This is a genomic window from Mycobacterium sp. THU-M104 (genome assembly GCF_049197365.1).
In the GTDB taxonomy this organism is placed as follows: Bacteria; Actinomycetota; Actinomycetes; order Mycobacteriales; family Mycobacteriaceae; genus Mycobacterium.
In genome coordinates, this window is the sequence record NZ_JBMIOP010000258.1 from 1 (window position 1) to 13,576 (window position 13,576).

The 13,576-nt window shown below is 66.1% G+C and carries 15 protein-coding genes, 1 tRNA gene and 6 pseudogenes; 13 read left to right on the top strand and 9 right to left on the bottom strand.

What is annotated here, in order from left to right; all coding sequences use genetic code 11:
* Positions 1–95 precede the first annotated feature (95 nt).
* Complete coding sequence (crcB, locus tag ACOJVU_RS18705) at positions 96–476, bottom strand: fluoride efflux transporter CrcB (protein WP_343708406.1); 381 nt, start codon at positions 474–476, stop codon at positions 96–98.
* Positions 473–871, bottom strand: a complete 399-nt coding sequence (gene crcB, locus ACOJVU_RS18710) for a fluoride efflux transporter CrcB (RefSeq protein ID WP_421531144.1) — start codon at positions 869–871, stop codon at positions 473–475. Before crcB (ACOJVU_RS18710) ends, crcB (ACOJVU_RS18705) begins: the two co-directional genes overlap by 4 nt.
* A 124-nt stretch (positions 872–995) precedes the next feature.
* Here crcB (ACOJVU_RS18710) and pgm point away from each other — a divergent pair, with 124 nt between their 5' ends.
* The 5 genes and pseudogenes from pgm (at position 996) to ACOJVU_RS18735 (ending at position 4,861) form a co-directional block, all read left to right on the top strand.
* Positions 996–2,639: a phosphoglucomutase (alpha-D-glucose-1,6-bisphosphate-dependent) gene (gene pgm, locus ACOJVU_RS18715; protein WP_421531145.1), complete on the top strand. Its 1,644-nt coding sequence runs from the start codon at positions 996–998 to the stop codon at positions 2,637–2,639.
* A 75-nt stretch (positions 2,640–2,714) separates the two neighbouring features.
* Positions 2,715–2,960: a hypothetical protein gene (locus ACOJVU_RS18720; protein WP_421531146.1), complete on the top strand. Its 246-nt coding sequence runs from the start codon at positions 2,715–2,717 to the stop codon at positions 2,958–2,960.
* Between the two features lie 55 nt (positions 2,961–3,015).
* Positions 3,016–3,395: pseudogene (locus ACOJVU_RS18725) on the top strand (SDR family oxidoreductase).
* Between the two features lie 164 nt (positions 3,396–3,559).
* Complete coding sequence (locus ACOJVU_RS18730) at positions 3,560–4,729, top strand: MFS transporter (protein WP_421531154.1); 1,170 nt, start codon at positions 3,560–3,562, stop codon at positions 4,727–4,729.
* A gap of 56 nt (positions 4,730–4,785) precedes the next feature.
* Positions 4,786–4,861: transfer RNA gene (locus tag ACOJVU_RS18735), tRNA-Ala, on the top strand.
* 179 nt (positions 4,862–5,040) lie between these two features.
* Here the strand turns inward: ACOJVU_RS18735 and ACOJVU_RS18740 are convergent.
* Positions 5,041–5,856 carry a type IV toxin-antitoxin system AbiEi family antitoxin gene (locus tag ACOJVU_RS18740; RefSeq protein ID WP_421531155.1) on the bottom strand — a complete coding sequence of 272 codons (816 nt, stop codon included), beginning with the start codon at positions 5,854–5,856 and terminating at the stop codon, positions 5,041–5,043.
* Positions 5,857–6,308: 452 nt separating this feature from the next.
* Between ACOJVU_RS18740 and ACOJVU_RS18745 the strand changes: the two are divergent.
* From ACOJVU_RS18745 to ACOJVU_RS18755, 3 genes and pseudogenes are all read left to right on the top strand, one after another.
* Positions 6,309–6,416, top strand: a pseudogene (locus ACOJVU_RS18745) (VapC toxin family PIN domain ribonuclease); the annotation flags it as partial.
* Between the two features lie 154 nt (positions 6,417–6,570).
* Positions 6,571–6,903, top strand: a complete 333-nt coding sequence (locus ACOJVU_RS18750; protein ID WP_421531147.1) for a cupin domain-containing protein — start codon at positions 6,571–6,573, stop codon at positions 6,901–6,903.
* A 97-nt stretch (positions 6,904–7,000) separates the two neighbouring features.
* On the top strand, positions 7,001–7,375 hold the full coding sequence (locus tag ACOJVU_RS18755; protein WP_421531148.1) for a DUF488 domain-containing protein: 375 nt from the start codon (positions 7,001–7,003) through the stop codon (positions 7,373–7,375).
* 45 nt (positions 7,376–7,420) lie between these two features.
* Here ACOJVU_RS18755 and ACOJVU_RS18760 read toward each other — a convergent pair.
* Together ACOJVU_RS18760 and ACOJVU_RS18765 are read right to left on the bottom strand one after the other, a co-directional pair.
* Positions 7,421–7,558 (bottom strand): annotated as a pseudogene (locus ACOJVU_RS18760) (ferredoxin); the annotation flags it as partial.
* A gap of 142 nt (positions 7,559–7,700) precedes the next feature.
* Positions 7,701–8,080 (bottom strand): annotated as a pseudogene (locus tag ACOJVU_RS18765) (OsmC family peroxiredoxin); the annotation flags it as partial.
* 181 nt (positions 8,081–8,261) lie between these two features.
* Here ACOJVU_RS18765 and ACOJVU_RS18770 point away from each other — a divergent pair.
* Together ACOJVU_RS18770 and ACOJVU_RS18775 are read left to right on the top strand one after the other, a co-directional pair.
* Positions 8,262–9,011, top strand: coding sequence for a helix-turn-helix transcriptional regulator (locus ACOJVU_RS18770; protein WP_421531149.1), 750 nt, complete (start codon positions 8,262–8,264; stop codon positions 9,009–9,011).
* Positions 9,004–9,441 carry a group III truncated hemoglobin gene (locus tag ACOJVU_RS18775; RefSeq protein WP_421531150.1) on the top strand — a complete coding sequence of 146 codons (438 nt, stop codon included), beginning with the start codon at positions 9,004–9,006 and terminating at the stop codon, positions 9,439–9,441. Before ACOJVU_RS18770 ends, ACOJVU_RS18775 begins: the two co-directional genes overlap by 8 nt.
* A gap of 112 nt (positions 9,442–9,553) precedes the next feature.
* Here ACOJVU_RS18775 and ACOJVU_RS18780 read toward each other — a convergent pair.
* From ACOJVU_RS18780 to ACOJVU_RS18790, 3 genes and pseudogenes are all read right to left on the bottom strand, one after another.
* Positions 9,554–10,147, bottom strand: a pseudogene (locus tag ACOJVU_RS18780) (cbb3-type cytochrome c oxidase subunit I); the annotation flags it as partial.
* Positions 10,148–10,175: 28 nt separating this feature from the next.
* The gene (locus ACOJVU_RS18785) at positions 10,176–10,991 is read right to left on the bottom strand and encodes a class I SAM-dependent methyltransferase (protein ID WP_421531156.1); all 816 of its coding nucleotides are present in this window, start codon (positions 10,989–10,991) and stop codon (positions 10,176–10,178) included.
* An 11-nt stretch (positions 10,992–11,002) separates the two neighbouring features.
* Positions 11,003–11,602: a DUF2249 domain-containing protein gene (locus ACOJVU_RS18790; RefSeq protein WP_421531151.1), complete on the bottom strand. Its 600-nt coding sequence runs from the start codon at positions 11,600–11,602 to the stop codon at positions 11,003–11,005.
* A gap of 54 nt (positions 11,603–11,656) precedes the next feature.
* On the opposite strand from ACOJVU_RS18790, the gene fdxA reads away from it, so the two are divergent.
* The 3 genes from fdxA to ACOJVU_RS18805 are packed head-to-tail and all read left to right on the top strand — an operon-like array spanning position 11,657 to position 13,136.
* A complete protein-coding gene (gene fdxA, locus ACOJVU_RS18795; protein WP_421531152.1) occupies positions 11,657–12,004 on the top strand; it encodes a ferredoxin in 348 nt (115 codons plus the stop codon).
* A 2-nt stretch (positions 12,005–12,006) separates the two neighbouring features.
* Positions 12,007–12,672, top strand: coding sequence for a helix-turn-helix transcriptional regulator (locus tag ACOJVU_RS18800; RefSeq protein WP_421531153.1), 666 nt, complete (start codon positions 12,007–12,009; stop codon positions 12,670–12,672).
* Positions 12,673–12,698: 26 nt separating this feature from the next.
* Entirely contained in the window at positions 12,699–13,136 is a 438-nt protein-coding gene (locus ACOJVU_RS18805; RefSeq protein ID WP_421531157.1) for a hypothetical protein, read from the top strand.
* 12 nt (positions 13,137–13,148) lie between these two features.
* Here ACOJVU_RS18805 and ACOJVU_RS18810 read toward each other — a convergent pair.
* Positions 13,149–13,576 (bottom strand): annotated as a pseudogene (locus ACOJVU_RS18810) (glycogen/starch/alpha-glucan phosphorylase); the annotation flags it as partial.

The window sequence follows — 13,576 nt, forward strand, 5'->3', positions numbered from 1 at the left end:
GATGCGCTCGATCAGCGCCGCTTCGCCGGAGGCGGGGTCCACCGCCACCAATGATTCGAACATGAGTTCGATGCTAGACCGGGCCACCGACAACGTCACAAGTGCTCGGCGATCCGCTGCCCCAGCTGCGCCGCGGCGAGCCCCAACGCGATGCTGACGACGATGTTGGCCAGCGCCGGACGCAACTGGCGCTCCTCGCCGAGTCGCTGGGATTCCAGCATCCAGGTGGAGAAGGTTGTGTAGGCGCCGACGAACGCGGTGTCGGTCAGCAGGGCCGCCTCCCTGCTCAGGGCCAGTCCGCTGATCACCCCGAGCAGCGCGGCCCCGCTGATGTTGACCGTCAGGGTGCCGAACGGAAACGGGCGGGCGACCCGCCGGCCCACCGTCCGGTCCACCAGGAAACGCAGCACCGCCCCGGTGCCTCCGGCGAGCAGCACGCCGGCCCACACGGCCAGTGACGTCAACGCGCCCGTCATCGCCGAAACCGCACCCGGCGCACGAACGCGGTGGACAGGTGCACCGCGAGGAATCCCAGCACGATGGTGGTGACGGTGTAGGCCGCGGCGAGGGCCCAGTGGCCGCCCTGGAGCATGCTCAGCGTCTCGACCTGCATCGTGGAGAACGTGGTCAGCCCGCCGCACAGCCCGGTGCCCAGCAGGGGGCGCCGGTAGCTGGACGACGGGAGCCGTTCGAGCAGCCGGGTGGTGAAGTAGCCGACCAGGAAGGCACCGACGATGTTCACCGTGAACGTCGGCCACGGCCAGCTCGCCGGGTCATGGACGGTGAGTACCGTAATCACGGAGCGGGCCAGCGCGCCCAACGCGCCGCCGGCGAAAACCGCGGCCAGCTCGCGGTGGTCGAGGCTTGCCACTGATCGGTTCCCTTCCGTTTGCTGCCTTGGGTGTGCTGGAGATGCGCTTCGCAGCGTAACCGGATACGCCGGCGCGTAAGGCTCGGAGCGCGCGCGAGGGGAGGCGCGGGCAGAATGAGTAGCCATGGTGGCCAACCCGCGTGCCGGTCAGCCGGCCCAGCCCGAAGACCTCGTCGATCTGCCCCACCTCATCACCTGCTACTACTGCATCGCTCCGGACCCCGACGACATCGCCCAGCAGGTGGTGTTCGGCACCTCGGGTCACCGCGGCTCGGCGCTGAACGGAGCGTTCAACGAGGCCCACATCCTGGCCGTCACCCAGGCCATCGTCGAGTACCGTACCGCCCAGGGCACCACCGGGCCGTTGTTCATCGGCCGCGATACGCATGGGCTTTCGGAGCCGGCCTGGGTGTCGGCGCTGGAGGTGTTGGCCGCCAACGATGTTGTGGCCATGGTCGACTCGCGGGACCGGTACACGCCGACGCCGGCGGTCAGCCACGCCATTCTCGCCTACAACCGCGGCCGCACCGAGGCGCTGGCCGACGGGATCGTGGTCACGCCGTCGCACAACCCGCCCGCCGACGGCGGCTTCAAGTACAACCCGCCCCACGGCGGCCCCGCCGGTACCGAGGCCACCAACGCGATCGCCAAGCGCGCCAACGAGATTCTGCGCACCGGCGCGGGGGTGAAGCGCGTTCCGCTGGCCCGCGCGCTGCAGACCGTGCAGCGTCACGACTTCCTGGGCAACTACGTCGACGACCTGCCCAACGTGGTCGACATCGCCGCGATCCGCGCGGCCGGGATACGCATCGGGGCCGACCCGCTGGGCGGGGCCAGCGTGGACTACTGGGGCGAGATCGCCCAGCGTCACAACCTCGAGCTGACCGTGGTCAACCCGCTGGTGGACGCGACCTGGCGGTTCATGACGCTCGACCACGACGGCAAGATCCGGATGGACTGCAGCTCGCCGGACGCGATGGCCGGGCTCATCCGAACGATGTCCGCCAACCCCGACCGCTACCAGATCGCCACCGGCAACGACGCCGACGCCGACCGCCACGGCGTCGTCACCCCCGATGCGGGTCTGCTCAACCCCAACCATTACCTGGCGGTGGCCATCGACTACCTCTACACCCACCGCCCGTCGTGGCCCGACGGCATCGCGGTGGGCAAGACCGCGGTCAGTTCGTCGATCATCGACCGGGTGGTCGCGGGCATCGGCCGCAAGCTGGTCGAGGTGCCGGTCGGGTTCAAGTGGTTCGTCGACGGGCTGATCGGCGGCACCATCGGCTTCGGCGGCGAGGAGTCGGCCGGGGCGTCGTTCCTGCGCCGCGACGGCTCGGTGTGGACCACCGACAAGGACGGCATCATCCTGGCCCTGCTGGCCGCCGAGATCCTGGCCGTCACCGGGCGCAGCCCGTCGCAGCGCTACCAGGAACTGACCGCCGACTACGGGACACCGTGCTATGCGCGGGTGGACGCACCCGCCGACCGCGGCCAGAAGGCCCGGCTGGCCACACTGTCGGCCGAGCAGGTCAGCGCCACCGAGCTGGCCGGGGAGCCGATCACGGCGAAGCTGACCACCGCGCCCGGAAACGGGGCCCCGCTGGGGGGGCTCAAGGTGACGACGGCCAACGCGTGGTTCGCCGCGCGGCCGTCGGGCACCGAGGACGTCTACAAGATCTACGCGGAATCCTTCAAGGGGCCCGAGCACCTGGCCGAGGTGCAGCACACCGCGCGCGAGGTGGTCAACAGCGTCATCGGATGACCGCCGGGCCGCCTTTTGCCAACACGTGTTCCGCGTGTGACCGTGCCGCGACGGTGACGCAGGACGCTGGTCGAGATGACCGTGCTCGCGGCGATGGCCGCCCTGGTGACCGCGACGTTCGTCGGCTACTACCTCGGCCGGCGCGCAGCCGCCGCACCGGCGGCCCGCAGGGGACGAACGAGCCGGGTGGCGCTGGGCAGACTGGCGATCAGCCTGATCGCACTGCTGGCCGCACGCCGCGCGATGCGCGTGGTCGGATTGAGAACCGTTGCGCCACTTGAGCTATTGCGGGACAGCGTTACGCGGATGCGGTTTTACTGAGCGAAGTTCCGCTGCTCTCAAGGTATTCCGCGACCACATGGAGGCGAGGAACGGCATGTCGACGTTGCGGGGCAAGGTCGCGCTGGTGACCGGTGTGTCCTCGGGCCTCGGCGCCCAGACGGCACTCTTGTTTTCCCGTCAGGGCGCAACGGTTTTCGGCATCGGCCGGGAAACCGGACGTTTGGCCGATGTCTTCGCCGACGTAGAACACGGCGCGTCAACGCGGTATGTCCGGGCGGCATGCTCACGCCGCAGATCGAGCAATTCAGCGTTCCGGAGAAGCCGAACTACGACCTGATCATGCGCACCGCCTCGCCGCGCGGGATGATGGCGCCCCTCGACGTCGCGAACGTGATCGCGTTCCTCGCCGGCGACGACTCCGCCGCCGTCCACGGTGCCGTCTACCGAGTCGACAACGGTAAGGGAGCGGGCTAGCAAGCGGCATTCGCCGAGGTGCCTGAAATCCCGCGCGAGATGATGCATAAAGTCGACGGGTGACCTATTGCCTTCGATCCCTCCGGCCTGCCGGCCCGGGGGGACGCGGATCCCGGTCCGCGCGGCTGCCGCGCGAAGTCTGGATCCTCAGCTGGGCGAACATCATGATCGCGCTGGGCTACGGCGTCATTTCGCCGGTGATGCCCGCGTTTGCGCGGACTTTCGGGGTCAGTGTCAATGCGGTGACGTTCTTGGTTACCGTATTCTCCTTGAGCAGGCTGTGTTTCGCGCCGATCAGCGGCTTGTTGGTGCAGCGGCTCGGGGAGCGGCGCATCTACATCAGCGGTTTGCTGGTCGTGGCAGTCTCAACCGGCGCGTGCGCGTTCTCCCAGACATACGGGCAACTGCTGATCTTCCGCGCGGTCAGCGGCGTCGGCTCGACGCTGTTCTACGTCTCGGCGCTGGGCCTGATGATCCACATCAGTCCGGCCGATGCGCGCGGGCGGGTGGCGGGCATCTTCACCACCTCGTTCATGGTGGGCGCCGTCGCCGGTCCGGCGGTCGGGTCCCTGATGGCGGGCTGGGGTTTGGCCGCCCCGTTCGTCGCCTACGGCGTCGCGCTGCTGGTTGTGGCGGTGGTGCTGTTCTATGGCCTGCGGCATTCGACGCTGGCCGCACCCGCGGCGCCGACCCGGTCGAAGGTGACGATGGCAGAGGCGCTGCGGTTCCGGGCGTACTGGTCGTCGCTGTTGTCCAACTTCGCGACCGGCTGGTCGGCGTTCGGGCTGCGCGTGGCGCTGGTCCCGCTGTTCGTCTCCGACGTCATGGGCCGGAGTGTCGGCATCATCGGTGTGGTGCTGGCGGCGTTCGCGGCCGGCAACGCCCTGGCCGTCATCCCCAGCGGCTACCTGTCCGACCGGATGGGGCGGCGCACGCTGTTGATCGCCGGCCTGGGGGCTTCCGGCGTGGCGACCGTCGCCCTGGGGGTGGTGTCGTCGCTGCCGGCGTTTCTGGCCGCGGCGTGCGTGTCCGGCGTGACCACGGGCATCTTCATGTCGCCGATGCAGGCCGCCGTGGCCGACATCCTCGGCAGCGAGGCGCGCGCGGGCACTCCGGTGGCAGCGGTGCAGATGGCCTCGGATCTGGGCGCGATCATCGGCTCGATCGCGGTCGGCTGGGTCGCCGAGCGACTGAGCTTCGGCTGGGACTTCGGCATCAGCGGGATGGTGCTGCTGGTCGCGGCATTCGGCTGGGTGCTGTCGCCGGAAACCCGGGCCGCGACCGAGACGGTACCCGATCTTTTGCCGTCGCAGGCGGACGTCGAGCTGGCGTGACCAGCAGCTTTGAAGGACGGTTGCCGGTGGTGTAGCTTCGATGAGCACGTCTTCTCGGGGCTATGGCGCAGCTGGTAGCGCACCACACTGGCAGTGTGGGGGTCAGGGGTTCGAGTCCCCTTAGCTCCACCAGGATCAATGACAGTTTGAGTGACCTTCGTTTTGAGTGACCGTCGTTGCGGCTTCCGACGAGAATTTTGACGACAACGGCAGGCCCCCCTCGGATCTCGTTATGGCACGACGGTAGGGGACGAACTGACGGGCCGGCCCTGTGTGACAGGGTCACGTGAGGTGCCCTTTGGTAATCCGGGTCACGATCCGGTGCCCACGGTGAGATATCGATGCAGCAGAGTGTCATTGACGTTGGTCTCGGAGTCGAAGAAACCTGCACCGGCGACACGCGGTCCAAGCCAGACCGTCTCTGTTGCTCGGTAGGTGGCGATGATCGCGGCTCGGGCCTCGTTGTTGCCTGCCGACCCGAGAAGGTATGCGGCACGCTGCGCTGGTGCACGAGGCCTGGTTTCGAGCAAGCCGATGACGGTGCCGACGTCCACGCGCGCGACGGCATCCGGCAGCCATTGGCCGAGGCCGGCTACGTCCTTGTAGGCCGACGGGCGCACCGCAATACCGATGATGAGTCCTTCGAGGTTCCATGACGGCAGTTCGTTGACCGTTGTCAGCCCGGCCTCGGGCAACTCGATGTGGACGTAGCGCCAATCACCGGCGAGTGCTTTAGGAAGGGGTTGCTCGGCCGGGAGGGCGACGACTTCTTGCTCGGGTAGCCGCTGGGCCAGCCCGAGGAGGGATGCTGCGGTTTCCATGGCCAGCACGCCGCCCCAATCGGGGTCCACGGCGCGCTGCGCGCGGAACTCGATGAAGCGGTCCCCAGAGCCGTAGACACCGCCGCGCGCCCCGGGAAGGAACTCCCAAGCGTGGCGGGTGCGCAGTTTTCCCAGCCAGCCGCCGCGCTGGAGTCCGTAGGCGAGGCGCTGTGTCGCCGCTTCGTCACCGTCAAGCCCGACTTGGCGCATGACGGTGGCCAGCCGATCGGACGTCACGACCAGGTCGCCGTCGAGTTCGAGCTGCTCGACCACGTCGGCGACCGAGCGTGGGATGACTCGAGCCACTGTCAATCACCACCTTCCTTTGGTCAATAGTAACGAACTACGGTTGCAGATGACAGTCCATAACTGGGGCGGCGTGCGGAGAACATGCCGTCTATGGGGGCGGTCCGGCGCGTTGACGCCGTCAACACGCCGAATCGAAACCGCAGGTGACGAACTGCACTGAAATCGAACGAAGGAGATCGAAGCCGCTGGTAGAGACGTTGACGGACACCGAATCCAGGGGTTCGAGTCCCCTGAGCTCCACCCCGCATCTTCGATCACGGTCGGCCGTCAGGGTCCGCAACTGGACGCCGTCGGCGAGTGCCTGCCGTGATGCCGTCACGTTGGAGTCCGCCCGCGAGGCGTCGCGTCGCCGCCTCATCGCCGTCAAGGCCGATGTGGTGCATGCCGGTAGCCGGCCGATCCGACGCCACAACCAGCTCGCCGTCGAGTTCCGATCCGGCAGCGGCCACGTGGCACTGCGCCGCCAGGGTGTCGACGGGTTCGCTACTCGAAATATCGATGCTTTCAACGGCTTCGGGCATTCGCGCGTCTGGGATCCAGTAACGTCAGACCGCTGACCCGCATGTGACGTTCGAATCCGCACAGAATAGCTTGGTGATACGGTTTTGGAAGTTGAAATTGCTTCAGGTTGCCGATGTGGGTTCCCGTGCCTAGGCCTCTGGATTTCCACTCTGCGGCATAGGCTTTGTGATCAGGAAGGAGCCAGCCACGATGGACAAGATCTCGCTCACCGCCCTGGCGCGTGAGCAGTTGGCTGCCGCGCACCGGGCCGCCAGCGGCCGCAGTGCGCACACGGTGTATGGCGGTCACCAACACAGCCTGCGGCAAACCCTGATTGCCTTGAAGGCCGGTGCGGCGCTTTCAGAGCACGACAGCCCCGGCGATGCCACCTTGCAGGTGCTGCAGGGGCGCATCAGGCTGACGACCTCCGAAACCAGTTGGGACGGAGCCCCGGGCGATCAGCTGGTGATCCCGCCGAGCCAGCATGGCCTGGAGGCCGTCGAAGACTCCGTCGTCTTGTTGACCGTCGCAAAAGGCCATTAGTCCACACTGATCAAGCCGATGTGGTGGCCGCGCGATGTCGTCCGGCCGGCCAGATGCGATCGGAGTCAATTCCCCGATGCGGTCAGTGAGGTGAACAATGGTTGGTCATATTTCCTACCGCAGGGTTTACGAGAAGGTTTCGCCCTCTGAGGGTGCACGCGTGCTGGTCGACCGTGTCTGGCCACGGGGCATCAAGAAAGAATCGCTCGACCTCACCGAGTGGTTGCGTGACGTTGCTCCGTCGACCGAGCTGCGCAAGTGGTACGGGCATGATCCCGAGAAATTCGCCGAGTTCCGGCGTCGCTACCTGGCGGAATTGAAGTCGACCACGTGGCGCAACGCTGTCGAACATCTCAAAGAAATCGCCGATCACGGCGACGTGGTGTTGCTGACCGCTGCCCGCGATGTCGATCACAGTCAGGCGGCTGTTCTCGCGGGATGGCTCAGCGAAACAATCAGTCGCGGTGGCTGATCCGAGTTCGTCGTGCGTCATCGCAAAGCCACGGGTGGTGCCCCGCTAGCTTTCCCGTGACAACGCTGCGCGAGGACACGCGGCGATGGCTCGCTCGACCAGTGCTTCTTGCTCGATGGGGACGGGGTCGGTGATCACGACGGCGTACTCGTTGTCGTCGAGCTCGAACACCTTTGGCGCGATCAGCGATCCGGGTCTGCCATGACGTGCATGCGGATCCTCCTTTGCTCCAGCGTCAGTGGGTCGTCGAGTTGGAGTGAGTGCCGGCGACGACGGCCTGGTGGCATACCCAGCCGTCGGGCGCGCGGCCGGTCGAGATGAACCGGATCAGTTCCGCGCGCGATTGTGCCGGCAGGTCGACCCGCGCTCTGACTTTCAAACGGGAAGCGGTGATCGTCGGAACCCCGTCGACTGCGTCGAGGCTCACGGTGGCGGTGACATTGAGCCGCGCGGGCGGCGTGTGGTTTTCACCTAACTTCATTGCGAGCGCATCTAACTTCATTGCGAGCGCATCGCGAAACACGACGAGTGCGCAGCTGCGGCCAGTTCCTCGGGGCTACTCTTGCCGTCCGGTTGCTCAGTTCGGGAGGCCCAGGTCAACGGCACACCATCGAGAACTCCGCTGCTGCCGTGCGCGAGCGTGCCTCCGCCGGACACCAGTGGCCCCTTCCAGATGGTTTGCGTGGTCCGTTCAGCGATGCTCATGGCCCTCGCCTTGTCCCATTTTGCCTCCGATGGTGCTCTGCTCCAGCCCGCGGCGAAGCTGACCCCCGCCGTTGCCCGCAGTGCTCTCATGCGCGCGGCGGACGACGTCCCAGCTTCTTCGAAGCGATGCTATTATTGATGAAAATTATCATTTAAATAGATCAGGGGCAAGGTGTCGCGGATGGCTGAGCGCAACGATCCCAAGACCGGGCGAATGCATCGCGGGCCAGGCAACTTTCAACGCCAACGCATCCTGGAGTTGGTGCGTGGGCATGACGGTGCGCTCGACGCCCAGGAGCTGGCCGCAGGGATGGGACTGCACGTGACGACGGTGCGATTTCACCTCGACGCGTTGTGCGACCAGGGAGCTGTGCAGCGTACTCGGATCGGGCGTGCCGGTGTCGGTCGTCCGCGTATCGGCTATCTGGCCGTGCGCGATCGGATGGACTATCGGAGCCTGGCCGAGATATTGGCCCTGGAACTGGGTGCCACCGCCGATCAGCGGCGTCGACGCGCCGAGGCTGCCGGGCGGCGGTGGGCTGAGCGCATCGACATCGATTCGGTCCGCGAAACCGCTGCCGGGCAGGATGGTTCGGACACAGTCACGAGCCGGGACCTGACGGACCGCAGTGCTGCCATCGTGTCGGTTTTCGCGCGGATGGGTTTCGCGCCTGAGTTGACCGTGGCCGCGACGCGCAACGCCCGCACCGGGCAAACGATTCGTCTGAACTCCTGCCCGGTTCGCGACCTGGCCCGTGCGCACCCGGAGGTGGGCTGCGCCCTGCATCGAGGACTCCTGCAAGGCTTGCTCGCGAAACCCGCCGCGGGCGACGACCCGACCGCAGAGCAACCACGCCGCACGTCCGAGGCCGAGCTGGAGCCTTTTGTCGAACCCGACCTGTGTCTTGCCAGGGTGATTGTGCATGACTGAACCGCATGCGGTGCAAGGACAACCGAGCGCGGACCTCACCACCCGCACCGATGTGGAGGCGCTGCTGCGCCACTTCTACGGCCGGGTGTTCATCGATGATGTGCTCGCTGGGGCCTTCACCGAGTTGCGGACCAGAGGTCTTGATACGCACATTGCGGTGATGTGCGACTTCTGGGAAACGGTCCTGTTTCGTGCCGGACGCTACCGGGGTAGCGCGCTGCACGCCCACCGGCATGTCCATCAGCGCACTCCGCTGAACGGCGGTCACTTCGTGCGCTGGCTGGCCACGTGGAACACCACCGTCGACGACATGTTCAGAGGACCTGTCGCCGAGCGCGCGAAACTCCAAGCCGCACGGATCGCCTGGGCCATGCACCGTCGACTCACCGGGGCTGATACGCCCGAACTCGACGCACTGGTCGGCCGCTGACCCGACAGGGGTGTTCAGTTGCTCAGGCGGCTCGGCCTTCTGGCACTTTCTCTGAGATCGACGTTGTGCCGGATGTGTCGCTCGTTGCGCACCCGTTGGATCATGTGCGGATCCGCGGCGGTGGGCAGCTGGTGGCCCATTCCAGCGAGTTGCCACGCCCCCAAGGGTCATCGACGGTGACCGGCTCCCCGTAGCGCCAGCTGCGGAACACGTTCCAGACGAAAGGCGGCATCGAGACGCCCAGCACCGAGGCGCCGATGGTGGAGACGACATTCAGCGTGGTGAAGCCATCGGTGGGCAGGTAGTCCGCGTAGCGCCGCGGCATGCCCATGTTGCCCAGCCAGTGCTGCACCAAAAAGGTGAGGTGAAAGCCGCTCAGCGTCAACCAGAAGTGCAGCTTGCCCAACCGCTCGTCAAGTAGCCGGCCGGTCATCTTCGGGAACCAGAAGTAGATTCCGGCGAAGGTGGAGAACACGATGGCGCCGAACAGCACGTAGTGGAAGTGCGCGACCACGAAATAGGTCTCGGTGACGTGGAAGTCGATCGGCGGGCTGGCCAGCATCACCCCCGAGAGCCCACCCAGCAGAAAGGTCACCAGAAAGCCCATCGCGAACAACGTCGGGGTTTCGAACGTCAGCTGCCCTTTCCAGATCGTGCCGATCCAATTGACGAATTTGATCCCGGTCGGCACTGCGATGAGATAGCTGTTGGTGAGCATTCCCCGGTGTCATCCGTCAGCCGGTGTCGCAAATCGGTTTGTGGGCAACAATCGCTACAGCGATCAACCGTTCGCGGTGGCGTCGGAAAGTGTTGCGCATCTGAGCTACTCGCCGTCTCGCGTCGTGGTGGACGACAAGGTTGGCGGCAAACCGCAATGCCCGCAGAAGGCCTTCGTCGGCGAGCAGGCGTCGTGGTTGTAACAGGTTCATCGGCGCGGTTGCCACGTGGTCGACGATCAGCCCGTGCGTGCCGAGCAGGCCTGTCCATTCGGCTACCGTCAGAGGTCGGGCGTTGACCTTGATCGCACGGGCAAGTGATTGCCGGGCATCGTTTTTGATCTCATCGGCGATGGCATCGGGTGTCAACGCGAGTTCGTGGATGGCGTAGCGTCCGCCGGGGCGCAGCACCCGCGAGGCCTCGGCAACGATGGCGCGCTTGGCGGGATCGCCTTGCATTGTCAGCATCGCCTCACCGAGGACGACATCCCTGCTGGCGTCGGGCAACGCGGTGTCGGCGGCGTCGGCGACCCGGATCTCCCCGTGTCCGTTGATGAGGCTGCGCACCGACCGGGCGGCGTCGGGATCCTGCTCGACACCAATGTACGACCGGGGATGGTGAGCGAGGATTTCAACCGAGGTGCGGCCGAGGCCTGGGGCCAGCTCGAGTACGTCGGCGTCGGTGATTTCAGCTTCGGAGAGCAGCGTGCGGGTCAGTCCAATGCCGCCTGGGCGGAGTACCCGCTTACCCAGCCGCGCCAGCAGCCAGTGTCCTTGCACAGTGTCGTCCCCGCGGTTCGACCACGGCAGCAGATCAAGATGATCGGTCGGCATGTCCCTGCCCATCAGACGACCCGCCGGATGGTGGGTGACAGAGGCAGGATTTCGCGTTTTTGATGCACGGTCAGGTACCGCAGTCCGTCCGGTCCGGCACTGAACTGTCGTCGTGACCGACGCGGCAACCACAGCAGGGCACCGGAACTCAGGTTGATCGTCCCCTGCTCGGTGGTGAGCTGACCGCTACCGGAGAGCACGTGGATCAGGACGTCCACGTCGGCGCCGGTATGGGTGGCGATGCCGCTGCCAGGTCCCAGCGTGATGACGTTCGAATCGAGATCCCGATCTCGGACTTGAAGTTTCCAGGACACCCCGGCCGCGTCCGGTTGCCCCTCGGCGATATCGGCCGTGTGCGCCAGAATCCGCGGCAGCGGCGTGGTGGTGAGTCTGCTGATCCGGATCTTCCACACGGCCGGTCCCCGCTCGATGTACTCCCATCCGTAGCTGCCGACGTGATCGGCGTCGAATTCCTCACGCAGGTGCTTGGGGTCATGATTGTTGACCAACACGAACGATCCACCGACAGGGAGATCGGCATAGGCGGCGAAGATCGTCGGATGTTTTTCCGGCTTGCGCAGTGGTCGCACGTCGAGTTCGTTGTCGGCCATGGGGTTCCGCACCTTCCCTAGTTTTCACAAAGAGACTTGTGTAAACTCTACGCCATGACGTACGTGATCGGGAAGCCGTGTGTTGACGTGATGGACCGGGCCTGCGTGGAGGAGTGCCCGGTGGACTGCATCTACGAGGGCGGCCGGGCCCTGTACATCCATCCGGACGAATGTGTGGACTGCGGAGCGTGCGAACCTGTCTGCCCCGTCCAGGCGATCTACTACGAGGACGATCTGCCCGAAGAGTTGCGGCCCTATCAAGACGACAATGCGGCATTTTTTTCCGAAACTCTGCCGGGTCGGGACGAACCCCTGGGATCACCGGGCGGAGCGGCCAAGCTCGGTCCCCTCGGCGTGGACACACCTCTGGTGGCAGGCCTTCCCAAGCAGGACCCGCAGTGAGCATGGGCATGCCCCCGATGTCACACGAGCGGCCATCCGGTCGCCGCCGCGATGTGCTGCGGGTAGTGAAGGCCGCACCCGATCCGATGGGTATCAGCGCGATTGCCGACGTGCTGGGCGTGCATCCCAACACCGCCCGATTCCATCTGGACACGCTGGTGCGCGACGGCCTGGTGGAGCACGCTGAGCCCGAGCTCGCCCGCCCGGGACGACCGCCCCTGATGTTCCGTGCGATCCCGCAGATGGACCGCGGCGGACCCCGCCATTACCGACTGCTCGCCGAGATTCTCGCCGCGGGCCTTGCTGCCGGGCGCGATCCGGCCGCCAAGGCGCAGGCCGCCGGGCGCGCGTGGGGAAAGCAGTTGGCAAAATCGGAGTCCACCGGGAAAAAGACACGCGCGAAGGAATCGGTCGACCATCTCGTCGGAGTCCTCGACGAACTCGGATTCGCGCCCGAGCGCCGAGGGGCGCGGCAGATCGGCCTGCGGCACTGCCCCTTCCTCGAAGTCGCCGAGGCCCGATCCCAAGTCGTGTGCCCGATCCACCTCGGCCTCATGCAAGGCGTTCTGGAGAGCCAGGCGGCACCTCTCGCCGTCGACCGGTTGGATGCGTTCGTCGAACCGGATCTCTGCCTGGCCGAACTGACTTCGAAGGGAAGTTCGCGATGAACACCGCAGCGATGAACACCGCAGCGATGAACACCGCAACATCCGTAGCCGTCGCCGTGATTTTCGTGTGGCTGGGCATGGTGCTGGCCATCTCGTTCCTGGAAGCACCGCTGAAGTTCCGCGCACCCGACGTGACGACGCAGATCGGTCTGGGGATCGGGCGCCTGGTCTTTCGCGCGCTCAACGACATCGAGGTCATGTTCGCCGCCGTCCTCGCGGCGATCATGATTGCCGGCCCGCCGCCGGCCGGCGCAATCGCGGCATTGGTGACCGCCTTCGCCATGCTCGCCACCCAGTTGATCGGCGTGCGGCCGTTCTTGAGCCGACGCTCTGACAGGGTCCTTGCCGGCCTGGATGCGCCCCGCTCTCGCGGCCACTACGCTTACGTCGGCCTGGAGGTGATCAAGGTGATCGCATTGGTGGTTTCCGGGGTTCTGCTCCTGGCCGGTCAGACCCTCAACTGACTCCCGGCCCGCTCAGATCTTCACCGTCAGCGGCCAGACGTTCCAGATCTCGTCGCAGTACTCGGCGACGGCGCGGTCCGAGGAGAACGTGCCGCTGCGCGCAGAGTTCAGGATGGACATCGTGGTCCACGCATCCTGGTCCACGCATCCTGGTCCTGCCACGCGGCGCTCACCTGCTCCCGGCAGTCGACGTAAGAGCGGTAGTCGGCGCACACCAAAAACGGACCGTCGTAGCGAAGGTTGTCCACCACCGGTCGGAGCACCTCGGTATCGCCGCGCGAGAACATCCCCGCGGCAATGAGATCGAGCACCGCGCAAAGCTCCTCGTCGCCGTCGATGTAGCCGGCCGGGCGGTATCCGTCCGCCTTGACCGCCGCAACCTCGCGTTCCGTGAGGCCGAACAGGAAGAAATTCTCCGGCCCGGCCTCCTCGCGGATCTC